Raw genomic sequence first — 24120 nt, 5'->3', positions numbered from 1 at the left:
TCCGCCAGCCACACCCGTAAGACCTGACGACGACATCTGAGAGAAGGAAACACGTGCTCGACGTCAACTTCTTCGACGAGCTACGCATCGGCCTCGCGACCGCCGACAACATTCGTGAGTGGTCGCATGGCGAGGTCAAGAAGCCTGAAACCATCAACTACCGCACCCTCAAGCCGGAGAAGGACGGGCTCTTCTGCGAGAAGATCTTCGGCCCCACCCGCGACTGGGAGTGCTACTGCGGCAAGTACAAGCGCGTCCGCTTCAAGGGCATCATCTGTGAGCGCTGTGGCGTCGAGGTCACGCGTGCCAAGGTGCGCCGCGAGCGGATGGGCCACATCGAGCTGGCCGCGCCGGTCACGCACATCTGGTACTTCAAGGGTGTGCCGTCCCGGCTCGGGTACCTGCTCGACCTGGCCCCGAAGGACCTCGAGAAGGTCATCTACTTCGCCGCCTACATGATCACCTGGGTCGACGAGGAGGCGCGGCACCGCGACCTGTCCTCGCTCGAGGGCCAGATCGACGTCGAGCGCAAGCAGATCGAGCAGCGCCGCGACGCCGATGTCGAGGCCCGGGCCAAGAAGCTCGAGGCCGACCTGGCCGAGCTCGAGGCCGAGGGCGCAAAGGGCGACGCGCGCCGCAAGGTCAAGGAGTCCGCCGAGCGTGAGATGAGCCAGCTGCGCAAGCGCTCCGAGGCTGAGATCGACCGTCTCAACGCCGTGTGGGACCGCTTCCGCAACCTCAAGGTCCAGGACCTCGAGGGCGACGAGCTGCTCTACCGCGAGATGCGCGACCGTTTCGGTCAGTACTTCCGCGGCGGCATGGGCGCGCAGGCCATCAAGGAGCGCCTGGAGACCTTCGACCTCGAGGCCGAGGCGGAGAAGCTTCGTGAGCTGATCCGCAGCGGCAAGGGACAGAAGAAGACCCGTGCGCTGAAGCGGCTCAAGGTCGTCTCGCCGTTCCTCACCACCCGCAACGACCCGCGCGGCATGGTGCTGGACGCCGTCCCGGTCATCCCGCCGGACCTGCGCCCGATGGTGCAGCTCGACGGTGGCCGGTTCGCCACCAGCGACCTCAACGACCTGTACCGCCGGGTGATCAACCGGAACAACCGCCTCAAGCGACTGCTCGACCTGGGCGCTCCGGAGATCATCGTCAACAACGAGAAGCGGATGCTGCAGGAGTCCGTGGACGCGCTGTTCGACAACGGCCGCCGCGGTCGTCCGGTCACCGGGCCGGGCAACCGTCCGCTGAAGTCGATCTCCGACATGCTCAAGGGCAAGCAGGGCCGGTTCCGCCAAAACCTGCTGGGCAAGCGCGTCGACTACTCCGGCCGTTCGGTCATCGTCGTCGGTCCGCAGCTCAAGCTGCACCAGTGCGGCCTGCCCAAGGGCATGGCGATCGAGCTGTTCAAGCCGTTCGTCATGAAGCGGCTGGTCGACCTCTCGCACGCGCAGAACATCAAGAGCGCCAAGCGCATGGTCGAGCGGGCCCGCCCGGTCGTCTGGGACGTGCTGGAGGAGGTCATCGCCGAGCACCCGGTGTTGCTGAACCGGGCGCCGACGCTGCACCGTCTCGGCATCCAGGCGTTCGAGCCGCAGCTCATCGAGGGCAAGGCGATCCAGATCCACCCGCTGGTCTGCACGGCTTTCAACGCCGACTTCGACGGCGACCAGATGGCGGTGCACCTGCCGCTGTCCGCCGAGGCGCAGGCCGAGGCCAGGGTCCTGATGCTGTCCAGCAACAACATCCTCAAGCCGGCCGACGGCCGGCCGGTGACCATGCCGACGCAGGACATGGTGCTGGGCATCTTCTTCCTGACCTCCGACCGTGGCGACCAGATCGGTGAGGGCCGGGCGTTCTCGTCCGTAGCCGAGGGCATCGCCGCGTTCGACCGGGGTGAGCTGTCGCTGCAGGCGCCGATCACCATCCGGGTGAACGACGTCGTGCCGCCGGCCGGCTTCGAGGTCCCCGAGGGCTGGGAGGCCGGTCAGCCGCTGACGCTGCGGACCACCCTGGGCCGGGCGCTGTTCAACGAGGCGCTGCCGCTGGATTACCCGTTCGTCGACGCCGTCGTCGACAAGAAGCAGCTGGGCATCATCGTCAACGACCTCGCCGAGCGGTACCCGAAGATCCAGGTGGCGGCCACGCTGGACGCGCTGAAGGAGATCGGGTTCCACTGGGCCACCCGCTCGGGTGTGACGGTGTCGTTCGACGACGTCGTGGCGCCGGACACCAAGGCGCAGATCCTGGAGGGCTTCGAAGCCAAGGCCGAGAAGGTCGAGCGCAACTTCGCCCGCGGTGTCATCTCCGACGGCGAGCGGCGCGAGGAGCTCATCGACATCTGGACCGACGCCACCAACGCCGTCGACGAGGCGATGCGCGAGTCGTTCACGTCGGAGAACGCCATCGACATCATGGTCACCTCCGGTGCCCGTGGTAACTGGATGCAGATCCGGCAGCTGGCCGGCATGCGCGGACTGGTCGCCAACCCGAAGGGTGAGACCATCCCGCGGCCGATCAAGGCGAGCTTCCGCGAGGGCCTGACCGTGGTGGAGTTCTTCATCTCCACCCACGGTGCTCGTAAGGGTCTGGCCGACACCGCGCTGCGTACCGCCGACTCCGGGTACCTCACCCGTCGTCTGGTGGACGTCTCGCAGGACGTCATCATCCGAGAGATCGACTGCGGCACCGACCGCGGCCTGACACTGCCGATCGCCGCGGCGGGCGCTGATGGCAAGCTCGTCGTCGACGAGCACGTCGAGACCTCGGTCTACGCCCGGTCGCTGGTTGAGGATGTCATGGCCCCGGACGGGTCGAAGGTCGCCTCCGCCGGTGACGACCTCGGCGACGTCGAGATCGGCCGCCTGGTGGCCGCGGGCGTCGAGAACGTCCGCGTGCGCAGCGTGCTGACCTGCGAGAGCAAGACCGGCGTCTGCGCCATGTGCTACGGCCGGTCGCTGGCCTCGGGCAAGCTGGTGGACGTCGGCGAGGCCGTCGGCATCATCGCCGCCCAGTCGATCGGCGAGCCCGGCACCCAGCTGACCATGCGGACGTTCCACACCGGCGGTGTTGCCGGTGAGGACATCACGCACGGTCTGCCGCGTGTGGTCGAGCTGTTCGAGGCGCGCGCCCCGAAGGGCAAGGCTCCGCTCGCGGAGGTGTCCGGCCGGGTCCGTATCGAGGAGGACGCCAAGGGCGCCCACGCCGTCATCGTCCCCGACGACGGCAGCGACGAGCAGTCCTTCCCGCTGTCGCGGCGTGTCTTCGAGTGGACCAACCGGCGCGCGCCGGGCATCGCCCAATGGCGCGTGCAGGACACCGACCACGTCGACGTCGGCGAGCTGCTGCACTCCGGTACGGCCGACCCGCACGACGTGCTGCGGGTCCAGGGCCAGCGGGCGGTCCAGGTCTTCCTAACCGACCAGGTCCAGGAGGTCTACCGGTCGCAGGGTGTGTCCATCCACGACAAGCACATCGAGATCATCGTGCGGCAGATGCTGCGCCGGGTCACGGTGCTCGAGAGCGGCACCACCGACCTGCTCCCCGGTGAGCTGGTCGAGCGGTCCCGCTTCGAGGAGGAGAACCGTCGTGCGGTGGCCGAGGGCGGCCAGCCGGCCTCCGGTCGTCCGCAGCTGATGGGCATCACGAAGGCGTCGCTGGCCACTGACTCGTGGCTGTCCGCGGCGTCATTCCAGGAGACCACGCGGGTGCTCACGGAGGCGGCCATCAACGCCAAGTCCGACCCGCTGATCGGTCTGAAGGAGAACGTCATCCTCGGTAAGCTCATCCCGGCCGGTACGGGCCTGCCCCGTTACCGCAACCTGCGGGTCGAGCCCACCGAGGAGGCCAAGGCGGCCATGTACTCCATGGTCGACTACGGCGCCGACTACTCCGACTACGAGTTCGGCCAGGGCTCCGGCGAGGCCGTGCGCCTGGAGGATTACGACTTCGGCTCGTACAACTGACGTTGCGCGAGTCGCGGTCTGAATGACCAGCGGCGCCGCCGTCCGCGTGAGGGACGGCGGCGCCGCTGTTCTGTTTCCGGGTGACAGCCGAGCGGTGGGCTCAGCGCAGGCCGCCGCTGAACTTGCCCGGTGTCGTGACGGTGACCGGCGCCCGGCGCAGCGCGGCGGCGACGTCGTCGCGGACCCGCGTCACCAGCTCCTCCAGGGAGGCCGGCAGCCCGGCCGGTGCCGCGGGCGGGTCGTGGTCCGGACGCAGCTCCTCGAGTACGTGGACCTCGAGGCCGTCGTCGTGCACGAACGTCCGCACCGGCTTGAGCACGGTGCCGGGCAGGTGGACGATCTCGGCCTCGCCCGGGTTCTGGGAGAGGACGGCGAGATCGCGGCCCTGGTGCCCGGCGATGGCGAACAGGCCGGCCGAGGTGAAGTTCTCGGTGGCAACGCGCGGGTCGCGGGAGGTGGCCGTGAGCTCCTGGGTGACGAGCGTGCCGTCGGGCGCGCCGGCGTCGGGGCCGAGCCCACGGTAGGTGAGCGCGGGCGACGGCGGGAGCTTGCCCAGGGCGGTGACGAGCCCCGGAAGCGGCTCGCTCATGCGGAGTCCTCGTCGTCGGCGTCCTGCTGGTCGTCGGCGGAGAGCGCCCGCTTCTCGTCCTCGGTGTAGTAGTGGATGGTCCCGTCGGGCTTCTCGTAGCCGACCAGGTCGAGACCCTCCGGGTGGCGGCCCTTCTCCAGCCCGAGTGCGCCAGGGGGGAACGTCTCGCCCTGCGACGCCTCCAGCGCCGCGTCCTCGACCGTGTCGAGGTACGCGGCCTTCTCCTCGTCACTGAGCTTGTCGTACTCGTCCCAGTCGAAGCTCATGCGGTGATCTCCTCGACTCGAATCCGCCAACAACCCACCGTATGGTCCCACCTTCGGCTCAGGACCCGAAACGGCGTGTCCGGGCGGAAGAGGATCTCCGACTCGTGCCCGAACTGCGACAGCTTCCGCACGTCGACGCCGGTGCGCCCGACGATGGTGATGAGCGCGTTCCTGCCGCCGCGGAAGCTCTCGGCGACGGCGCGGTTCGCCGACGAGCTGAGGAACGCGGGGTCGGCGACCACGCTGCCTCGCTCCCAGCGGGCCAGGACGTGGTCGGGCAGGCCAGTGCCGCGGAACGTGACCCCAGGGCTGGCGGGCAGCGCGGTGAGGCCGGCGACGGCGTGGGCGGCCAGCGTCTCGATCTCGTCGCGGTCGGCCGCCGGCGTCTGCTCGGGTGCTCGCAGGTGCCCGTTGATGCGGTCCACGCCGCGTACGGTCGTGTAGGCATGGATGGCCAGCACCTCGTCGGCGGTGAGCCGGGGGTAGCGCTCGGCGACGGCCTCGGCCCACTGGCGCGTGCCCTTGGGAGCGGCGATGTCGTCGAGCTCAGGCAGCGGCGGCGCCTCGGCGGTCGCGGTGCGAGCGGACGGGGCGACGTCCGTCGTGGGCGCGGTGCCCGCGACCGCGACGCCGGCCGGTCCGAGCAGCGCCGCCAGGGCGCCGATCTCGGCGCCGATGGCAGCACCGACCTGGTCGCGGGCGCCGTCGACCAGGCGCGCCAGCTCGGTACCGAGCTGGCGCAGGGCGGCGTCGTGAACGAGCGGGCCGGCAGGGGCGGCACCGATCACGCCGGCGATCCGTGCGACGTCGGCCCGAATGCCGCGGCTCAGCCGGTCGAACTCGTCGCAGGTGGCCTCGGACAGGCGCGTGAGCGCGTCGACCGACGATCGGACGGAGCCGGGCCGCCCCGTGCCGGCTGAGCGCTTCATGGCCCTGTAGGTGGGTGCGTGGCGGCCGCTGTGACACCGGCCGGCGGGGTGCGTCGGCGAGCCCCGCGCCGAAACCGGCATGGCGTCTCGCGGCGCGCGGGCGTGACCCAGCGGCGGGGGTGGGATATCTTGCCTTCAAGGCGCCCCGGTTCTCGGGAGGCGCCCACTTTGACCTGGGTCCCCTTGACCAGGTAACCTCAGTCTTCGTGCCTGGACTGCTCCGGGCAATCCGGCGCGCCTAGCGTCAGACGCGGGCGCATACCGGACAGATCAACCGACCACACCGATCGGGAGCCTGATCGTGCGGCGTGGGACCGGGCCGACACGCCCGACCGCGGGGGTCGCGTCAAGGCGCCCGTGACCTGCGCCGACATCGGCGAGCGAGCGGTGTGAACCCCGGAAACCAGACGAGTCGAGGCAGTTCGACACAGCAGAGGACACGGAGACGTAGTGCCTACGATCCAGCAGTTGGTCCGCAAGGGCCGCCAGGACAAGGTCGCCAAGAACAAGACCCCGGCGCTCAAGGGCAGCCCGCAGCGGCGCGGCGTGTGCACCCGTGTGTACACCACCACCCCGAAGAAGCCGAACTCGGCGCTTCGCAAGGTCGCCCGCGTCAAGTTGACCAGCCAGATCGAGGTCACCGCGTACATCCCGGGCGTCGGCCACAACCTGCAGGAGCACTCCATGGTGCTCGTGCGCGGCGGCCGAGTGAAGGACCTGCCCGGCGTTCGTTACAAGATCATCCGCGGCTCGCTCGACACCCAGGGCGTCAAGAACCGCAAGCAGGCACGCAGCCGGTACGGCGCGAAGAAGGAGAAGAGCTGATGTCGCGCCCCAAGATTGGCTCCAGCAGTCGTAGCAGCGCTAAGGAGAACTTCTGATGCCGCGCAAGGGCCCAGCACCCAAGCGACCGGTCGTCGTCGACCCGGTCTACGGCTCGCCGCTGGTCACCCAGCTGGTCAACAAGGTCCTCGTCGACGGAAAGAAGTCCGTCGCCGAGAGCATCGTCCACGGCGCCCTCGAGGGCTGCCGGGAGAAGACCGGCACGGACCCCGTCGTCACCCTGAAGCGTGCGCTCGACAACGTCAAGCCGACCCTCGAGGTCCGCAGCCGCCGCGTCGGTGGCGCGACCTACCAGGTGCCGATCGAGGTGCGCGCCGGCCGCAGCACCACACTGGCCCTGCGCTGGCTGGTCAGCTACTCCCGCGCCCGTCGTGAGAAGACCATGACGGAGCGCCTCATGAACGAGATCCTCGACGCCTCCAACGGCCTTGGCGCCAGCGTGAAGCGGCGCGAGGACACCCACAAGATGGCCGAGTCGAACAAGGCCTTCGCACACTACCGCTGGTAGTTCGTCAGCGGCTGAGTCGACGAGACCACACCTAAGGAAGCGAACGCACGAACATGGCGACCGACCTCCGCAAGCTCGATCTGGCCAAGGTCCGCAACATCGGCATCATGGCCCACATCGACGCCGGCAAGACCACCACCACCGAGCGGATCCTGTACTACACCGGTATCAACTACAAGATCGGTGAGGTCCACGATGGCGCTGCCACCATGGACTGGATGGAGCAGGAGCAGGAACGCGGCATCACCATCACCTCGGCCGCGACCACCTGTGAGTGGGACGACCACACCATCAACATCATCGACACGCCCGGCCACGTCGACTTCACCGTCGAGGTCGAGCGGTCGCTGCGCGTCCTGGACGGCGCGGTGGCCGTGTTCGACGGCGTCGCTGGTGTGGAGCCGCAGTCGGAGACCGTCTGGCACCAGGCCAACAAGTACGGTGTCCCGCGTATCTGCTTCATCAACAAGCTCGACCGCACCGGCGCGGAGTTCCACCGCTGCGTCGACATGATCGTGTCGCGGCTGAAGGCCACCCCGCTGGTCCTGCAGCTGCCGATCGGCGCCGAGGCCGACTTCCGCGGCCTGGTCGACCTGGTTGACATGAAGGCCCTGGTCTGGTCGGCCGAGACGCCGCTGGGCGAGATGTACGACACCGTCGACATCCCCGACACCCACATCGAGGCCGCCCAGGAGTGGCGCGACCGGCTGCTCGAGACCCTCGCCGAGAACGACGAGGCGATGATGGAGCTCTACCTCGACGGCAAGGAGCCCGACCGCGACGAGTTGATCGCCGCGATCCGCCGGGCCACCATCGCCGGCAACCTGACCCCGGTGCTGACCGGCTCGGCGTTCAAGAACAAGGGCGTGCAGCCCATGCTCGACGCCGTCGTGCGGTACCTGCCGTCGCCGCTGGACATCGGCTCGGTCGAGGGCCACGCGGTCGACAACGAGGACGAGATCCTCACGCGCGACCCGAACGAGGACGCCCCGCTGTCGTCGCTGGCGTTCAAGATCATGGCCGACCCGCACCTCGGCAAGCTCACGTTCGTCCGGGTCTACTCGGGCACGCTGACCGCCGGTACCCAGGTGCTCAACAGCACCAAGGGCAACAAGGAGCGCATCGGCAAGATCTACCGGATGCACGCGAACAAGCGTGAGGAGATCGAGAAAGCCAGCGCCGGCCAGATCGTCGCGGTGATGGGTCTCAAGAACACCACCACCGGTGACACGCTGTCCGACTCGGCCAAGCCGGTCATCCTGGAGTCGATGAAGTTCCCGGCGCCGGTCATCTCCGTCGCCATCGAGCCGAAGACGAAGAGCGACCAGGAGAAGCTCGGCACCGCCATCCAGCGGCTGGCCGACGAGGACCCCACCTTCCAGGTGCGCACCGACGAGGACACCGGTCAGACGATCATCTCCGGGATGGGCGAGCTGCACCTGGAGATCCTCGTCGACCGCATGAAGCGCGAGTTCAAGGTCGAGGCCAACGTCGGTAAGCCGCAGGTGGCCTACCGCGAGACCATCCGCCGCAAGGTGGAGAAGGTCGAGTACACGCACAAGAAGCAGACCGGTGGCTCGGGCCAGTTCGGCCGCGTCATCATCGACATCGAGCCGACCGGCGGCGACGGCGACGGAGGTTACGAGTTCGTCAACGCCGTTACCGGTGGCCGCATCCCGCGGGAGTACATCCCCGCCGTGGACGAGGGCTGCCAGGAGGCCATGGAGTTCGGTGTCGTCGCCGGCTACCCGCTGGTGGACGTCAAGGTCACGCTGCAGGACGGCGCGTACCACGACGTCGACTCGTCGGAGCTGGCGTTCAAGATCGCCGGTTCGATGGCGTTCAAGGAAGCTGCTCGGCGCGCCGACCCGGTGCTGCTCGAGCCGATTTTCGAGGTCGAGGTGTCCACGCCCGAGGACTACATGGGTGAAGTCATCGGTGACCTCAACTCCCGCCGTGGTCAGATCCAGGCCATGGAGGAACGTGCCGGCCAGCGCATCGTCAAGGCGCTGGTCCCGCTGTCGGAGATGTTCGGCTACGTCGGTGACCTCCGCAGCAAGACCCAGGGCCGGGCCAGCTACTCGATGCAGTTCGACTCCTACGCCGAGGTTCCCAAGAACGTGGCGGAAGAGATCATCAAGAAGGTCCGGGGAGAGTAATCTCTGCGGAGCTTCGGCTCGGCTGCACCATCGAGATAACCCGACCGAAATAACGACAGCCGAACACACCGCACAGCGGGAATCGGCAACGTACGAAGTCCCAACAGGAGGACCCCACAGTGGCTAAGGCGAAGTTCGAGCGGACCAAGCCGCACGTCAACATTGGCACCATCGGTCACGTCGACCACGGCAAGACCACTCTGACGGCTGCCATCACCAAGGTGCTGCACGAGAAGTATCCGGAGCTGAACGAGGCCACTCCGTTCGATGACATCGACAAGGCCCCGGAAGAGAAGCAGCGCGGCATCACCATCAACATCGCGCACGTGGAGTACCAGACGGACAAGCGCCACTACGCGCACGTCGACGCTCCCGGTCACGCCGACTACATCAAGAACATGATCACCGGCGCGGCGCAGATGGACGGCGCGATCCTCGTGGTCGCCGCCACGGACGGCCCGATGCCGCAGACCAAGGAGCACGTGCTGCTGGCCCGTCAGGTCGGCGTGCCGTACATCCTGGTGGCGCTCAACAAGGCCGACATGGTGGACGACGAGGAGATCCTGGAGCTCGTCGAGCTCGAGGTCCGCGAGCTGCTCTCCGAGTACGAGTTCCCGGGCGACGACGTCCCGGTCATCAAGGTCTCGGCGCTCAAGGCGCTCGAGGGCGACGCGGAGTGGGTCAAGACCGTCGAGGACCTCATGGAGGCCGTCGACGAGAACGTGCCGGACCCGGTGCGTGAGACCGACAAGCCGTTCCTGATGCCGATCGAGGACGTCTTCACCATCACCGGCCGCGGCACCGTCGTGACCGGTCGTGTCGAGCGTGGTGTGCTCAAGGCCAACGAGGAGGTCGAGCTCGTCGGCATCCGTCCGGGCCCGGCGCAGAAGACCACGGTCACCGCGGTCGAGATGTTCCGGAAGACCCTCGACGAGGCCCGGGCCGGTGAGAACGTCGGTCTGCTGCTGCGCGGTACCAAGCGCGAGGACGTCGAGCGTGGCATGGTGGCCGTGAAGCCGGGCACCAACACCCCGCACACCAACTTCGAGGCGCAGGTCTACATCCTGTCCAAGGACGAGGGTGGGCGTCACACGCCGTTCTTCAACAACTACCGTCCGCAGTTCTACTTCCGGACCACGGACGTCACCGGCGTCGTCACGCTGCCCGAGGGCACCGAGATGGTCATGCCGGGCGACAACACCAGCATGTCCGTCGAGCTGATCCAGCCGGTGGCCATGGACGAGGGCCTGAAGTTCGCCATCCGTGAGGGTGGCCGGACCGTTGGTGCCGGCAACGTCACCAAGATCCTCAAGTAGTTCGACAGGGCGAGGGGCGGCCGACCGGTCGCCCCTCGTACCGCAGTCCAGTTCAGAAGTCGGGTCATGCAAGGGTCGCGAACTCTCCCCGGTCGACATCAGGCCCGGACCGAGGGCTCAGGTGGACCTTCGGCCCACCGTCGCCCGACGGTTCTTGCATGACCTTCCAGGATTGGCCCCAGCCAATCTGATCTGGCATACTGTTCAGGTTGCTCGGCGGAGGGCGACGTCTGCACCATGCGTGCGGGGACCGGCTATGGAGCCGGGCCCGGTGACGAAGAACTCCGATGGGTCGGCAGTGCCCCTCAGGGCGTGGCCGTGCCCGGCCGTCTAACCCCGATGACCAGCGTGTTCGCCGCGGGCGTGTTTCGCCGCGCGGCGCGACACGCCCGACCGCGGGGGTCGGCGGAGCAGCAGCTCAGTGTTGGTTCAGATCGGGTCTTAGCAGTACGAAGAGTGAGGACGACAAGCAGCCATGGCGGGACAGAAGATCCGCATCCGGCTCAAGGCCTATGACCACGAGGTCATCGACACGTCGGCGCGGAAGATCGTCGACACGGTGACGCGCACGGGTGCGCAGGTCGCAGGCCCGGTGCCGCTGCCTACCGAGAAGAACGTGTACTGCGTCATCCGGTCGCCGCACAAGTACAAGGACAGCCGCGAGCACTTCGAGATGCGTACGCACAAGCGGCTCATCGACATCATCGACCCCACGCCGAAGACCGTCGACTCGCTCATGCGTCTCGACCTGCCGGCCGGCGTCGACATCGAGATCAAGCTCTAAGGGACGCGTCAGCGATGAGTAATCAAACGACTGGAGCGCCACACCGTGTCGTCAGCGGCCTGCTCGGCGAGAAGCTCGGCATGACCCAGGTGTGGGACGAGAACAACCGCATCGTCCCGGTCACCGTGGTCAAGGCCGGGCCGTGCGTCGTGACGCAGGTCCGCACGCCGGACACCGACGGCTACGACGCGGTCCAGCTCGCGTACGGCGCGCCCAACCCGCGCAAGGTCACCAAGCCCGCCAAGGGCCACTACGACAAGGCCGGTGTGACGCCGCGGCGCCATGTCGCCGAGCTGCGGACCTCCGACGCGTCGGAGTACACGCTCGGCCAGGAGGTCACGGTCGAGGTGTTCGAGGCCGGCCAGGAGGTCGACGTCACGGGCACCAGCAAGGGCAAGGGCTTCGCCGGTGTGATGAAGCGTCACGGCTTCGGCGGTCTGCGCGCCTCCCACGGTGTGCAGCGCAAGCACCGCTCGCCGGGGTCCATCGGCGGCTGCGCGACGCCCGGCCGCGTGTTCAAGGGCATGCGTATGGCCGGCCGGATGGGCGGTGAGCGGGTGACCACCCAGAACATCGCGATCCAGGCCGTCGACTCCGAGAAGGGCCTGCTGCTGCTCAAGGGCGCGGTTCCCGGCCCGAACGGCGGCCTGGTCTTCGTCCGCACGGCCTCGAAGGGAGCGGTCCAGTGAACACCGTCGACGTTCTGAATCCCAAGGGCGGCACCGACAGCACTGTTGAGCTACCAGCGTCGATATTCGAGGTCCAGGTCAACGTCCCGCTGATCCACCAGGTCGTGGTGGCCCAGCTGGCCGCGGCCCGTCAGGGCACGCACTCGACGAAGACCCGCGCCGAGGTCTCCGGCGGCGGCGCCAAGCCCTACCGCCAGAAGGGCACCGGCCGGGCCCGTCAGGGTTCGATCCGGGCGCCGCAGTTCACCGGTGGTGGCGTGGTGCACGGCCCGCAGCCGCGCGACTACTCGCAGCGGACGCCGAAGAAGATGAAGGCCGCCGCGCTTCGCGGTGCGCTGTCCGACCGGGCCACGCACGGTCGCGTCCACGTGGTCACCGGCTTCGTCGACGGCGACGCCCCGAGCACGAAGGCCGCACTGAAGACCATCGCCGCGCTGACCGAGCGCAAGAACGTCCTGGTCGTCGTCGAGCGTGGCGACGAGCTGACGGTGAAGAGCCTGCGCAACGCGCCGCAGGTGCACCTGATCGTCGCCGACCAGCTCAACACCTACGACGTGCTCTGCGCCGACGACGTCGTCTTCACTCAGGGTGCTCTGGACGCGTTCCTGGGCAGCAAGGAGAAGGCCAGCGCCGAGGAGGACGCCAAGTGAGCACCATTCGCAAGGATCCGCGCGACATCCTCATCGTGCCGGTCGTCTCCGAGAAGAGCTACGGCCTGCTCGACGAGAACAAGTACACCTTCGTCGTCGCACCCGACGCCAACAAGACCGAGATCAAGATCGCGGTCGAGAAGGTGTTCAACGTCAAGGTCACCGGCGTCAACACTCATAACCGCCAGGGCAAGCGCCGTCGCACCCGCTTCGGCGTGGGCAAGCGCCCCGACACCAAGCGGGCCATCGTGACGGTGGCCGAGGGTCAGCGCATCGACATCTTCTCCGGCCCGGTCGGCTGACGGCCGGCCGGAACGAGTTACCGAGGTTACGACGAATGGGAATCCGTAAGTACAAGCCGACGACACCGGGCCGGCGTGGCTCCAGCGTCGCCGACTTCGTCGAGGTCACCCGGTCCACGCCTGAGAAGTCGCTGGTGCGGCCGCTGCCCAAGAAGGGCGGGCGCAACAACTCCGGCCGGATCACCACGCGGCACCAGGGTGGCGGGCACAAGCGTCAGTACCGGGTCATCGACTTCCGCCGGGCCGACAAGGACGGCGTGCCGGCGAAGGTCGCGCAGATCGAGTACGACCCGAACCGCACCTCGCGGATCGCGCTGCTGCACTACGCCGACGGCGAGAAGCGCTACATCCTCGCGCCGTACCGGCTGGCTCAGGGCGCCATGGTCGAGGCGGGTCCGTCCGCCGACATCAAGCCCGGTAACAACCTGCCGCTGCGCAACATCCCGGTCGGTACGGTCATCCACGCCATCGAGCTGCGGCCCGGCGGTGGCGCGAAGATCGCACGGTCCGCCGGCGCCAGCGTGCAGCTGGTCGCCAAGGAGGGCACCTGGGCGCAGCTGCGCATGCCCTCCGGCGAGATCCGCAACGTCGACGTGCGCTGCCGCGCCACCGTCGGCGAGGTCGGCAACGCCGAGCAGTCGAACATCAACTGGGGCAAGGCCGGCCGGATGCGCTGGAAGGGCAAGCGCCCGTCGGTGCGCGGTGTCGCCATGAACCCGGTCGACCACCCGCACGGTGGCGGTGAGGGCAAGACCTCCGGTGGACGCCACCCGGTCAACCCGAATGGCCGTCCCGAGGGGCGGACCCGCCGGAAGAACAAGCCCAGTGACCGTCAGATCGTCCGCCGCCGCAAGACCGGCAAGAAGCGCTGAGTCGGGAGTCAGAACAGATGCCGCGCAGCCTGAAGAAGGGCCCCTTCGTCGACGAGCACCTGGCCAAGAAGGTCGATGCTCAGAACGAGAAGGGCACCAAGAATGTCATCAAGACCTGGTCCCGTCGCTCGATGATCGTGCCGGACATGATCGGCCACACCATCGCGGTGCACGACGGTCGCAAGCACGTCCCGGTGTTCGTCACCGAGGCGATGGTCGGGCACAAGCTCGGCGAGTTCGCCCCGACGCGCACGTTCAAGGGCCACGAGAAGGACGACCGTCGCGCCCGGCGCCGATGACGTCCACCACGAAGTGACAGCTGAGGAGTAACGATGGAAGCCAGGGCTCAGGCGCGGTTCGTGCGCGTCACGCCCAGCAAGGCGCGCCGTGTGGTGGATCTGATCCGTGGCATGGACGCGGACGAGGCTTCGGCGCTGCTGCAGTTCGCGCCGCAGGCCGCCGCGGTCCCGGTGCGCAAGGTGCTGGAGAGCGCGATCGCCAACGCCGACGACCTCGCCGGGACCCCGCGCGAGACGCTCGTCATCGCGCAGGCCTTCGTGGACGACGGCCCGACGATGAAGCGGTTCCGTCCGCGGGCGCATGGCCGTGCCAGCCGCATCAACAAGCGGACGTGCCACATCACCGTCATCGTCGATGACAAGGCGTCGCTGTCCGCGGCCGCCGGTTCGAAGGGAGGGGCCCGCTAGTGGGTCAGAAGATCAACCCGCACGGGTTCCGGCTCGGTGTGTCCACCGACCACAAGAGCCGGTGGTTCGCCGACAGCACCACGCAGGGTCAGCGCTACCGCGACTACATCGCCGAGGACGTGGCGATTCGCAAGCTCATGACCGAGGGCATGGAGCGCGCCGGCATCTCGCACGTCGACATCGAGCGCACCCGTGACCGGGTCCGCGTCGACATCCACACCGCCCGGCCGGGCATCGTCATCGGCCGCCGCGGCGTGGGCGCCGACCGGCTGCGCTCGGAGCTGGAGAAGCTCACCGGCAAGCAGGTCCAGATGAACGTCCTCGAGGTCAAGCAGCCCGAGATCGACGCTCAGCTGGTCGCGCAGGGTGTGGCCGAGCAGCTGTCGGCTCGCGTGGCGTTCCGCCGCGCGATGCGCAAGGCGCTGCAGACCACCATGCGCGCAGGCGCCAAGGGCGTGCGGATCCAGTGCTCGGGCCGCCTGGGCGGCGCGGAGATGAGCCGTTCGGAGTTCTACCGCGAGGGCCGGGTGCCGCTGCACACGCTGCGCGCCGACGTCGATTACGGCTTCTACGAGGCCCGCACCACCTTCGGCCGCATTGGCGTGAAGGTGTGGATCTACAAGGGTGACGTGAGTGGTTCGCGCGCCGAGCGTGCTGCCGAGCAGGCCGCACAGGCCCGTGCTCAGCAGCAGCAGCGCGGCGGTGGCAGGGGCCGACCCGAGCGGCGTCGCCCGGGTGGGCGCGGCGAGCGCCCCGAGCGCGGTGACGCCTCCGCGGCTCCTCAGACGGCGCCGGCCGAGGCACCCGCTGTCGAGGCCCCCGTCGCCGAGACCGGCGCCGCGAGCACCGGACAGGAGAGTTGAGACCATGCTGATCCCTCGCAAGGTGAAGCACCGCAAGCAGCACCACCCGAAGCGGCGGGGCATGGCCAAGGGTGGCACCTCGCTGGCGTTCGGTGAGTACGGCATCCAGGCGGTCGAGGGCCACTACGTGACCAACCGCCAGATCGAGGCCGCTCGTATCGCCATCACCCGGCACATCCGTCGTGGCGGCAAGGTGTGGATCAACATCTACCCGGACCGCCCGCTGACCAAGAAGCCGGCCGAGACCCGCATGGGTTCCGGCAAGGGCTCCCCCGAGTGGTGGATCGCCAACGTCAAGCCGGGCCGCGTCATGTTCGAGCTGTCCTACCCGAACGAGACGGTGGCTCGCGAGGCGCTGACCCGCGCGATCCACAAGCTCCCCATGAAGGCTCGCATCGTGTCGCGCGAGGCAGGTGAAGTGTGATGGCGATCGGTTCGAAGAACCTGGACGCCGCGTCGCTGCGCGAGCGTTCCGACGACGAGCTCGTCGAGGAGCTCGGCAAGGCGAAGGAGTCGCTGTTCAACCTGCGGTTCCAGGGCGCCACGGGCCAGCTGGAGAGTCACGGCCGGCTCAAGGCCGTGCGGCGGGACATCGCTCGGATCTACACGGTGATGCGCGAGCGCGAGCTCGGCATCGTCGCCGTCGTTCCGGTCGACACCAAGGCGGACAAGGCCGAGAAGGCGAAGCCGTCGAAGAAGGCCGAGAAGGCCGAGGCCGCCGAGGCCGCCCAGGCCGAGCCGGAGAAGAAGGCCGCGCCGAAGAAGCGGGCCGCCAAGAAGGCCGCCGCTCCCGCTGGCAGCTCTTCGCCGTCGGCGGAGAAGAGTGCCTCGGACGAGGACGGTGCCGAGTGAGCCCCGCGAACAAGGAAGAGAACGTGAACGAGAGCGCGAACACCAACCAGGGCCAGGCCCCGGGTGGCCGCGGCTACCGCAAGACCCGGCAAGGGCTGGTGGTCAGCGACAAGATGGACAAGACCGTCGTCGTGTCCGTCGAGGACCGCTTCAAGCACCCGCTGTACGGCAAGGTCGTGCGCCGGTCCAGCAAGCTGAAGGCGCACGACGAGCAGAACGCCGCCGGCGTCGGTGACCGCGTGCTCGTCATGGAGACCCGTCCGCTGTCGGCCACGAAGCGCTGGCGCGTCGTGGAGATCATCGAGAAGGCGAAGTAGGAGCGAGATGATTCAGCAGGAGTCGCGGCTGCGTGTCGCCGACAACACCGGTGCCAAGGAGCTCTTGTGCATCCGGGTTCTCGGTGGCTCCGGTCGGCGATACGCCGGCATCGGTGACGTCATCGTGGCGACGGTCAAGGACGCCATCCCCGGCAGCAATGTGAAGAAGGGCGACGTCGTCAAGGCCGTGGTCGTGCGGACCGTGAAGGAGCGCCGGCGGCCGGACGGCTCCTACATCCGCTTCGACGAGAACGCGGCCGTGATCATCAGGGACGGCGGCGACCCGCGCGGCACCCGCATCTTCGGGCCCGTCGGCCGTGAGCTCCGCGAGAAGCGCTTCATGCGCATCATCTCGCTCGCTCCGGAGGTGTTGTGAGAGATGAAGATCAGGAAAGGTGACAAGGTCGTCGTCATCGCCGGCAAGGACAAGGGCCTGGTCGGCAAGGTGATCGCGGCTTACCCGCGCGACGAGCGCGTGCTGGTGGAGGGTGTCAACCGCATCACCAAGCACACCAAGCCGACCCAGACCGCCCGCGGCACGCAGCAGTCCGGCGGGATCGTGCACCAGGAGGCGCCGATCCACGTGTCGAACGTGCAGCTGGCCGTGGAGGCCGAGGTCGACGGCAAGAAGAAGACGGTCGGCACCCGTGTGGGGTACCGGTTCGACGACGACGGCAACAAGGTCCGGTACGCCAAGCGCACCGGTGAGGACATCTGATGACTATTACGGACGCGCCCTCCCGATCCATTCCAAGGCTCAAGCAGCGCTACCGCGAGGAGATCGTGTCGGCGCTGCGCGAGCAGTTCGAGATCGCGAACGTCATGCAGGTGCCCACGGTGACCAAGGTCGTCGTCAACATGGGTGTCGGCGAGGCCGCTCGCGACGCGAAGCTGATCGAGGGCGCCGTTACCGACCTCGCGGCCATCACCGGCCAGCGGCCGGCGGTCACCAAGGCCCGCAAGTCGATCGCGCAGTTCAAGCTGCGCGAGGGGATGCCCATCGGTGCGCACGCCACGCTGCGCGGCGACCGCATGTGGGAGTTCCTGGACCGGCTGGTGACCATCGCGCTCCCGCGCATCCGGGACTTCCGCGGCCTGTCGCCCCGCCAGTTCGACGGCAACGGCAACTACACGTTCGGTCTCAACGAGCAGTCGATGTTCCACGAGATCAACCAGGACCGGATCGACCGAGTGCGCGGCATGGACATCACTGTCGTCACAACGGCGACCAACGACGAACAGGGTCGGGCGCTGCTGAAGCTGCTCGGTTTCCCGTTCAAGGAGCAGTGACGAAGTGAGCGAGCATAGCGGCCGGCGTCGCGACGAAGGAGCAGCGGTCCGCGTAGCGAGCAAGCTGAGGAACGCGACCATGAACAAGGAGAACTGACGTGGCGAAGAAGGCGCTGATCATCAAGTCCAAGCGCAAGCCGAAATTCGGCGTGCGCGCGTACACGCGGTGCCAGAAGTGCGGTCGTCCGCACTCGGTGTACCGCAAGTTCGGCCTGTGCCGCGTCTGCCTTCGTGAGATGGCGCACCGCGGCGAGCTGCCGGGCGTCACGAAGTCCAGCTGGTAGCAGGGCGGCCAGACCCATCGGATCGTCGAAGGTCCGCGCGACCGGGCAAGAGCCCGAGGACGTGGAAACCACGACGGGAAAGCGGCAACGACACACATGACCATGACCGACCCGATCGCAGACATGCTCACCCGTCTGCGCAACGCCAACTCGGCGCACCACGACACCGTGGCGATGCCGCACAGCAAGATCAAGGTGCACATCGCCGAGATCCTCAAGCAGCAGGGTTACATCGCGGGCTTCGCCGTGCAGGAGCCGGCCGAGGGCGCCGTCGGCAAGTCCCTCGTGCTGACGCTGAAGTACGGCCCGTCCCGCGAGCGCTCCATCGCCGGCATCCGGCGTGTGAGCAAGCCGGGTCTGCGGGTCTACGCCAAGGCCACCAACATGCCGAAGGTCCTCGGTGGGCTGGGCGTCGCCATCATCTCGACGTCGCAGGGCCTGCTGACCGGCCAGGCGGCAGCCAAGCAGGGCGTGGGCGGGGAAGTCCTCGCCTACGTCTGGTGACGGGAAAGGAGCCAGGAACCATGTCGCGTATCGGCAAGCTCCCGATCCCGGTGCCCTCGGGTGTCCAGGTGACGGTCGACGGCCGCGCCCTCACCGTCACGGGCCCGAAGGGCACGCTGAACCACACTCTGCCGGACGTCATCGACGTCGAGCGGTCCGAGGACGGCGCCCTCGAGGTGCGCCGGCCCGACGACGAGCGCGAGAGCAAGGCGCTGCACGGGCTCACCCGAACCCTGGTGGCCAACATGGTCACCGGCGTGACGGACGGCTACGAGAAGAAGCTCGAGATCGTCGGTGTGGGCTACCGGGTGACGGCCAAGGGCCAGAACCTGGAGTTCGCGCTCGGCTTCAGCCACCCCGTGGTGGTCGAGCCGCCGGACGGCATCTCGTTCGCCGTCGAGTCGCCGACCAAGTTCGCGGTGCGGGGCATCGACAAGCAGAAGGTCGGCGAGGTCGCCGCGAACATTCGCAAGATCCGCAAGCCGGAGCCGTACAAGGGCAAGGGCGTGCGCTACGAAGGCGAGCGCGTGCGGCGCAAGGTCGGAAAGGCTGGGAAGTAGGCAATGGGCATCGCGATCAACCGGCGCGTCCGCAAGGGCGACAAGGCCGCGGCGCGCAACCGTCGGCACCTGCGGGTGCGGAAGAAGGTCGCCGGCACCGTCGAGCGTCCCCGCCTCGTGGTCACCCGCTCGCTGCGGCACATGGTGGCGCAGGTGGTGGACGACACCACCGGCCGCACGCTCGCATCGGCCACCAGCATGGAGGCCGACCTGCGTTCGCTCGACGGCGACAAGACGGCCAAAGCCCGCAAGGTGGGCGAGCTGATCGCCGACCGTGCCAAGGCTGCGGGCGTCGAGGCCGTCGTCTTCGACCGTGCCGGCAACCAGTACCACGGCCGGGTGGCCGCGGTGGCGGAGGGCGCCCGCGAGGGCGGCCTCAAGCTCTGAGGAAACTGCGACCAAGAAATTTTCGGCCTCGACTGAGAAGCGTGTCTCGGCCGGACATTCCGGCTTCGACTGAGAAGCGTGTCTCGGCCGGAGAACTCGAGAGGATAGAGGGACATCATGGCTGAACCCCAGCGCCGCGGTGGCGGTGCCGGTGGCGAGCGCCGCGATCGTCGTGACCGTCGCGATCGCGACAACCGTCGCGGCGACGGCGGTGCGGACAAGACCAACTACATCGAGACCGTGGTCGCCATCAACCGCGTCGCCAAGGTCGTACAGGGTGGCCGGCGCTTCAGCTTCACCGCACTGGTCGTCGTCGGCGACGGCGACGGCACGGTGGGCGTGGGCTACGGCAAGGCCAAGGAGGTGCCCTCGGCCATCGCCAAGGGCGTCGAGGAGGCCAAGAAGCAGTTCTTCAAGGTGCCGCGCATCCAGGGGACCATCCCGCACCCGGTCCAGGGTGAGAAGGCCGCCGGCGTGGTGCTGCTGCGCCCGGCCTCGCCCGGTACCGGTGTGATCGCCGGTGGCCCGGTGCGCGCCGTCCTGGAGGCCGCTGGCGTCCACGACGTGCTGAGCAAGTCGCTCGGCTCGTCGAACGCGATCAACATCGTGCACGCCACGGTCGAGGCGCTGAGGTCGCTGGAGCGTCCGGAGCAGGTGGCCGCCCGCCGCGGCCTCCCCGTCGAGGACGTCGCACCGGCCGCACTCCTGCGCGCTCAGGCGGCGGGGGTGTCGTCATGAGCGGCAAGCTGAAGGTCCGCCAGGTCAAGAGCCAGATCGGTGGCAACCAGTCGCAGCGCGAGACGCTTCGTTCGCTGGGCCTGCGCCGCATCGGGCACGAGGTCATCAAGGAAGACCGCCCCGAGATCAGGGGGATGGTCCAGACGGTGGCGCATCTGGTCACGGTCGAAGCGATCTCCGCCGCTGAGGCCGAAGATGTACAGCCGAGGAGGCCGAAGAACCAATGAGCAACTCGCCGTTGAAGCCGCACCACCTACGGCCGGCCCCGGGGGCCAAGACCGCCAAGACCCGCGTGGGTCGCGGCGAGGCGTCGAAGGGCAAGACGGCCGGGCGCGGTACGAAGGGCACCAAGGCCCGGTACCAGGTCCCGGCCCGGTTCGAGGGTGGTCAGCTGCCGCTGCACATGCGGCTGCCGAAGCTCAAGGGTTTCAAGAACCCGTTCCGCGTCGAGTTCCAGGTTGTGAACCTGGACAAGCTCGCGGCCCTGTACCCGGAGGGCGGGGACGTCACCGTCGACGACCTCGTGGCCAAGGGTGCGGTGCGGTCCGGTAAGCCGGTCAAGGTCCTGGGCACCGGTGACATCTCCGTTGCGCTGCGAGTGAACGTGAACGCGTTCTCCGCGACGGCCAAGGAGAAGATCACCGCTGCTGGCGGGACCGCCACCGAGCTCTGAGATTCGCATCGCCGGTGCGCCGGCGGTTTTTCGAAGGCGCACTGCGGTCCACGGGGCCGCAGGCGCCTTCGTCCGTCGGCACCATGCGGTGTTAACGTCTAGTCCGTCCGTACCACCGTGCCGGCATCGACCTCGCCGTCGGTCACGCAGGAGGCCCCGAAGTGCTCAGAGTGTTCGCGCAGGCATTCCGTACACCAGACCTGCGCCAGAAACTGTTGTTCACGCTGGGCATCATCGCGATCTTCCGCGTCGGCTCGGTTCTGCCCACCCCCGGCGTCGACGTTCCCGCCGTCCGCACCTGTGTCGACCTGGCCGGAAACGAGGGCATCTACGGGATGCTCAACCTCTTCTCCGGCGGCGCGATGCTGCAGTTGGCGGTCTTCGCACTCGGCATCATCCCGTACATCACGGCCAGCATCATCCTGCAGCTGCTGACCGTAGTAATCCCGCGCATCGAGGCGCTGCGCAAGGAGGGCGCCTCCGGACAGGCGCAGATCACGCAGTACACGCGCTACCTGACCATCGGTCTGGCGCTGCTGCAGTCCACCACCATCGTGACCCTGGCCCGCCGCGGACAGTTCTTCCCGAACTGTCCCGAGGAGGTCCTGCACGACGACTCCTTGACCACCGCCGCCATCATGATCATCACCATGACGGCCGGCACCGGTGTCGTCATGTGGCTGGGTGAGCTGATCACCGACCGCGGCGTCGGCAATGGCATGTCGCTGCTGATATTCACCCAGATCGTGGCCAGCGTGCCGGGCATGTTCTGGAACATCCAGACCAGCCGCGGCTGGGGCGTATTCGGCCTGGTGGTCGCGGTCGCGCTGGTCGTCGTGGCGCTGATCGTCTTCGTCGAACAGGCACAGCGGCGCATCCCGGTGCAGTACGCGAAACGCATGGTCGGCAGGCGCATGTACGGCGGCTCGGCCACGTACATCCCGTTGAAGATCAACCAGGCGGGTGTCATCCCGGTCATCTTCGCCTCATCGCTGCTCTACATCCCGCTGCTGGCCGCGCAATTCAACCAGACCTCCAGCTGGGGGTTGTGGATCCAGGACAACTTCACCCGCGGCACGCACCCCCTCTACATCGCTTTCTACTTCCTGCTCATCGTCGGGTTCGCGTTCTTCTACGTGTCCATCACGTTCAACCCGAAGGACATCTCCGACAACATGAAGCGCTACGGCGGCTTCGTGCCGGGCATCCGCGCCGGCCGGGCCACCGAGGAGTACCTCGCGTACGTGCTCAACCGGATCACGTCGGCGGGCGCCATCTACCTTGCGCTGGTGGCGCTGCTGCCGCTGTTGGCCTTCAACGTGCTCAACCCGTCCGACGGCGGGCAGTCGTTCAACAACATGTTCGGCGGCACCAGCATCCTGATCATGGTCGGTGTCGGCCTGCAGACCGTGCAGCAGATCGAGAGCCAGCTGCAGCAGCGCAACTATGAGGGGTTCCTCCGGTGACCCGGCTGCTCATCATGGGCCCGCCGGGCGCGGGCAAGGGCACCCAGGCCGAGCTGGTGGCCAAGCGTTTCAGCGTGCCGGCCATCTCCACCGGCGACATCTTCCGGTCCAACATCGCGGCGCGGACGCCGCTGGGCGTCGAGGTGAAGAAGTACATCGACGCCGGCGAGTACGTGCCGGACGAGCTGACGAACGACCTCGTGAGCGACCGGCTGGCCCAGCCCGACGCCGCCGACGGCTTCCTGCTCGACGGCTACCCGCGCACCCTGTCGCAGGTGGAGTTCCTCGACCAGACACTCGCCGCCCAGGGCACCGAGCTCGACCACGTCATCGTCCTCACCGTCGACGTCGACGAGGTCGTGAAGCGGCTGCACAAGCGGGCCGTCGAGGAGGGCCGCACCGACGACAGCGAGGATGTCATCCGGCGCCGCCAGGAGGTCTACCTGGAGCAGACCGCGCCGCTGATCGCCGTCTACCGTGACCGCGGCCTGGTCTTCGAGGTCGACGGCTTGGGCAGCGTCGAGGAGGTCGCGGCTCGGGTGGCCGACGCCATCTCCCAGCCGCCGCACCCGTAAGTCCAGAAGGTCGGGCCATGCAGAAGATGCCGCATCGCGCCGGGAGATCGCCTGGCCCGGTCGCCGGCTCGCGGGGACCTTCGGCCCCGGGTCGCCGGGCGATTCCGCACGGCCCGCCGACCGAGGCGGGCGGCCTGCGGTGATCGAGATCAAGACGCCGGCCGAACTGGCCGGCATGCGCGCGGCCGGGTTGGTGGTCGCCGAGATTCACGAGGTGATGCGTGCGGCCATCGCGCCGGGCGTCACCCCACTGGACCTCGACGCGATCGCCCGGCGTGAGCTGGCCGCCCGGGGCGCCATGTCCAACTTCCTCGGCTACGGCGGCTTCCCGGCCACCGTCTGCGTGTCCGTCAACGACGTCGTCGTCCACGGCATCCCCGACGACACCGCCTTCCGCGACGGCGACATCGTCTCGCTCGACTTCGGCGCGGTCCTCGACGGCTGGCACGGCGACGCCGCGGTGACCGTCCCGGTGGGGTCGGTGCCGGACGAGATCACCAAGCTCCTCACCGACTGCGACGACGCGCTGTGGGCGGGCATCGGTGCCATACGGTCGGGCGGGCGGGTCCGCGACATCGGCACCGCCATCGAGAAGGCCATCGTGTCCAGGGGCGACTACGGCATCGTCGAGGAGTACGGCGGCCACGGCATCGGCACCGCCATGCACCAGGACCCGCATGTCATGAACTACCGGACCCGCCAGCGCGGTCCGAGGCTCGTGCCAGGCATGTGCCTCGCCGTGGAGCCGATGATCACCCTCGGCGGCCCGGAGACCCACGTCCTGGACGACGAGTGGACCGTCAAGACCGACGACGGCACCTGGGCGGCGCACTTCGAGCACAGCATCGCCGTCACCCCTGACGGCCCGTGGGTCCTCACCGCCCTCGACGGCGGCGCCGAGCGCCTGTCCGCGATGGGCGTCTCCACCCCCGCCACCGTCTCCTGACCCCGGCGGGCCGGCCCGTCCGCCCACCCCCGTGCCCGGGCCCGGAATGATCACGTTCAGCACGTAATCCCGTGGTGCACCATGCC

At 68.3% G+C, this 24120-nt stretch carries 30 protein-coding genes and 2 pseudogenes; 29 read left to right on the top strand and 3 right to left on the bottom strand.

The window, feature by feature from the left end:
- The first annotated feature begins 53 nt into the window (after positions 1-53).
- Positions 54-3965, top strand: a complete 3912-nt coding sequence (locus E1269_RS24230) for a DNA-directed RNA polymerase subunit beta' (RefSeq protein ID WP_131899395.1) — start codon at positions 54-56, stop codon at positions 3963-3965.
- Positions 3966-4065: 100 nt separating this feature from the next.
- Here the strand turns inward: E1269_RS24230 and E1269_RS24225 are convergent, their stop codons facing one another.
- From E1269_RS24225 to E1269_RS24215, 3 genes are read right to left on the bottom strand one after another with little or no spacing between them, the layout of a single operon-like run.
- Positions 4066-4554 (bottom strand): hypothetical protein, encoded by a 489-nt coding sequence (locus E1269_RS24225; protein ID WP_131899393.1) that lies wholly within the window; start codon positions 4552-4554, stop codon positions 4066-4068.
- Positions 4551-4820: a hypothetical protein gene (locus tag E1269_RS24220; RefSeq protein WP_131899391.1), complete on the bottom strand. Its 270-nt coding sequence runs from the start codon at positions 4818-4820 to the stop codon at positions 4551-4553. Before E1269_RS24220 ends, E1269_RS24225 begins: the two co-directional genes overlap by 4 nt.
- Complete coding sequence (locus E1269_RS24215; RefSeq protein WP_162606607.1) at positions 4817-5749, bottom strand: ADP-ribosyltransferase domain-containing protein; 933 nt, start codon at positions 5747-5749, stop codon at positions 4817-4819. The genes E1269_RS24220 and E1269_RS24215 overlap by 4 nt, the downstream gene beginning before the upstream one ends.
- A gap of 450 nt (positions 5750-6199) precedes the next feature.
- On the opposite strand from E1269_RS24215, the gene rpsL reads away from it, so the two are divergent.
- The 28 genes and pseudogenes from rpsL to map all read left to right on the top strand — a co-directional run bounded on the left by rpsL (position 6200) and on the right by map (position 24034).
- Positions 6200-6574, top strand: a complete 375-nt coding sequence (rpsL, locus tag E1269_RS24210; RefSeq protein ID WP_026877502.1) for a 30S ribosomal protein S12 — start codon at positions 6200-6202, stop codon at positions 6572-6574.
- A gap of 55 nt (positions 6575-6629) precedes the next feature.
- A complete protein-coding gene (rpsG, locus tag E1269_RS24205; protein ID WP_026877501.1) occupies positions 6630-7100 on the top strand; it encodes a 30S ribosomal protein S7 in 471 nt (156 codons plus the stop codon).
- A gap of 53 nt (positions 7101-7153) precedes the next feature.
- Positions 7154-9259 carry an elongation factor G gene (gene fusA / locus E1269_RS24200; RefSeq protein WP_131899387.1) on the top strand — a complete coding sequence of 702 codons (2106 nt, stop codon included), beginning with the start codon at positions 7154-7156 and terminating at the stop codon, positions 9257-9259.
- A gap of 119 nt (positions 9260-9378) precedes the next feature.
- On the top strand, positions 9379-10575 hold the full coding sequence (gene tuf, locus E1269_RS24195) for an elongation factor Tu (protein WP_131899385.1): 1197 nt from the start codon (positions 9379-9381) through the stop codon (positions 10573-10575).
- Positions 10576-11050: 475 nt separating this feature from the next.
- Entirely contained in the window at positions 11051-11359 is a 309-nt protein-coding gene (gene rpsJ / locus E1269_RS24190) for a 30S ribosomal protein S10 (RefSeq protein ID WP_026877498.1), read from the top strand.
- 14 nt (positions 11360-11373) lie between these two features.
- Positions 11374-12048, top strand: coding sequence for a 50S ribosomal protein L3 (gene rplC / locus E1269_RS24185; protein ID WP_131899383.1), 675 nt, complete (start codon positions 11374-11376; stop codon positions 12046-12048).
- On the top strand, positions 12045-12698 hold the full coding sequence (gene rplD / locus E1269_RS24180) for a 50S ribosomal protein L4 (protein WP_131899381.1): 654 nt from the start codon (positions 12045-12047) through the stop codon (positions 12696-12698). The genes rplC and rplD overlap by 4 nt, the downstream gene beginning before the upstream one ends.
- Positions 12695-13000, top strand: coding sequence for a 50S ribosomal protein L23 (rplW, locus tag E1269_RS24175; protein ID WP_131899379.1), 306 nt, complete (start codon positions 12695-12697; stop codon positions 12998-13000). The genes rplD and rplW overlap by 4 nt, the downstream gene beginning before the upstream one ends.
- 35 nt (positions 13001-13035) lie before the next feature.
- On the top strand, positions 13036-13872 hold the full coding sequence (gene rplB, locus E1269_RS24170; RefSeq protein ID WP_131899377.1) for a 50S ribosomal protein L2: 837 nt from the start codon (positions 13036-13038) through the stop codon (positions 13870-13872).
- Positions 13873-13889: 17 nt separating this feature from the next.
- Positions 13890-14171 carry a 30S ribosomal protein S19 gene (gene rpsS / locus E1269_RS24165; protein ID WP_046772620.1) on the top strand — a complete coding sequence of 94 codons (282 nt, stop codon included), beginning with the start codon at positions 13890-13892 and terminating at the stop codon, positions 14169-14171.
- Between the two features lie 33 nt (positions 14172-14204).
- Positions 14205-14579, top strand: a complete 375-nt coding sequence (gene rplV / locus E1269_RS24160) for a 50S ribosomal protein L22 (protein ID WP_131899375.1) — start codon at positions 14205-14207, stop codon at positions 14577-14579.
- The gene (rpsC, locus tag E1269_RS24155; protein ID WP_131899373.1) at positions 14579-15442 is read left to right on the top strand and encodes a 30S ribosomal protein S3; all 864 of its coding nucleotides are present in this window, start codon (positions 14579-14581) and stop codon (positions 15440-15442) included. The genes rplV and rpsC overlap by 1 nt, the downstream gene beginning before the upstream one ends.
- 4 nt (positions 15443-15446) lie before the next feature.
- The gene (gene rplP, locus E1269_RS24150) at positions 15447-15866 is read left to right on the top strand and encodes a 50S ribosomal protein L16 (RefSeq protein ID WP_026877490.1); all 420 of its coding nucleotides are present in this window, start codon (positions 15447-15449) and stop codon (positions 15864-15866) included.
- Positions 15866-16180: pseudogene (gene rpmC / locus E1269_RS33575) on the top strand (50S ribosomal protein L29); the annotation flags it as partial. The gene rplP and the pseudogene rpmC, both read left to right, overlap by 1 nt.
- A 137-nt stretch (positions 16181-16317) precedes the next feature.
- Entirely contained in the window at positions 16318-16611 is a 294-nt protein-coding gene (gene rpsQ, locus E1269_RS33570; RefSeq protein WP_131899369.1) for a 30S ribosomal protein S17, read from the top strand.
- A gap of 7 nt (positions 16612-16618) precedes the next feature.
- Positions 16619-16987 carry a 50S ribosomal protein L14 gene (gene rplN, locus E1269_RS24135; RefSeq protein WP_131899367.1) on the top strand — a complete coding sequence of 123 codons (369 nt, stop codon included), beginning with the start codon at positions 16619-16621 and terminating at the stop codon, positions 16985-16987.
- A 3-nt stretch (positions 16988-16990) separates the two neighbouring features.
- The gene (gene rplX, locus E1269_RS24130; protein ID WP_131899365.1) at positions 16991-17329 is read left to right on the top strand and encodes a 50S ribosomal protein L24; all 339 of its coding nucleotides are present in this window, start codon (positions 16991-16993) and stop codon (positions 17327-17329) included.
- Entirely contained in the window at positions 17329-17901 is a 573-nt protein-coding gene (gene rplE / locus E1269_RS24125; protein ID WP_131899363.1) for a 50S ribosomal protein L5, read from the top strand. The genes rplX and rplE overlap by 1 nt, the downstream gene beginning before the upstream one ends.
- 98 nt (positions 17902-17999) lie before the next feature.
- On the top strand, positions 18000-18185 hold the full coding sequence (locus tag E1269_RS24120) for a type Z 30S ribosomal protein S14 (RefSeq protein ID WP_131899361.1): 186 nt from the start codon (positions 18000-18002) through the stop codon (positions 18183-18185).
- A 96-nt stretch (positions 18186-18281) separates the two neighbouring features.
- Positions 18282-18689 (top strand): 30S ribosomal protein S8, encoded by a 408-nt coding sequence (rpsH, locus tag E1269_RS24115; protein ID WP_131899359.1) that lies wholly within the window; start codon positions 18282-18284, stop codon positions 18687-18689.
- Positions 18690-18709: 20 nt separating this feature from the next.
- Positions 18710-19249: a 50S ribosomal protein L6 gene (gene rplF / locus E1269_RS24110; protein WP_131899357.1), complete on the top strand. Its 540-nt coding sequence runs from the start codon at positions 18710-18712 to the stop codon at positions 19247-19249.
- Between the two features lie 3 nt (positions 19250-19252).
- Entirely contained in the window at positions 19253-19636 is a 384-nt protein-coding gene (gene rplR, locus E1269_RS24105) for a 50S ribosomal protein L18 (protein ID WP_131899355.1), read from the top strand.
- 117 nt (positions 19637-19753) lie between these two features.
- A complete protein-coding gene (gene rpsE / locus E1269_RS24100) occupies positions 19754-20374 on the top strand; it encodes a 30S ribosomal protein S5 (protein WP_131899353.1) in 621 nt (206 codons plus the stop codon).
- Positions 20371-20550, top strand: a pseudogene (gene rpmD / locus E1269_RS24095) (50S ribosomal protein L30); the annotation flags it as partial. The gene rpsE and the pseudogene rpmD, both read left to right, overlap by 4 nt.
- A gap of 47 nt (positions 20551-20597) precedes the next feature.
- Positions 20598-21047, top strand: coding sequence for a 50S ribosomal protein L15 (rplO, locus tag E1269_RS24090; protein ID WP_131899349.1), 450 nt, complete (start codon positions 20598-20600; stop codon positions 21045-21047).
- A 161-nt stretch (positions 21048-21208) separates the two neighbouring features.
- Positions 21209-22513, top strand: a complete 1305-nt coding sequence (gene secY / locus E1269_RS24085; RefSeq protein WP_131899347.1) for a preprotein translocase subunit SecY — start codon at positions 21209-21211, stop codon at positions 22511-22513.
- Between the two features lie 5 nt (positions 22514-22518).
- Positions 22519-23088, top strand: a complete 570-nt coding sequence (locus E1269_RS24080; RefSeq protein WP_131899448.1) for an adenylate kinase — start codon at positions 22519-22521, stop codon at positions 23086-23088.
- A 139-nt stretch (positions 23089-23227) separates the two neighbouring features.
- Positions 23228-24034 (top strand): type I methionyl aminopeptidase, encoded by an 807-nt coding sequence (map, locus tag E1269_RS24075; protein ID WP_131899345.1) that lies wholly within the window; start codon positions 23228-23230, stop codon positions 24032-24034.
- Positions 24035-24120 lie beyond the last annotated feature (86 nt).

It is taken from the genome of Jiangella asiatica, from assembly GCF_004349065.1.
In the GTDB taxonomy this organism is placed as follows: Bacteria; Actinomycetota; Actinomycetes; order Jiangellales; family Jiangellaceae; genus Jiangella; species Jiangella asiatica.
Note: the sequence above shows the minus strand (reverse complement) of the source record. Positions and strands in the feature narration are given on the sequence as shown.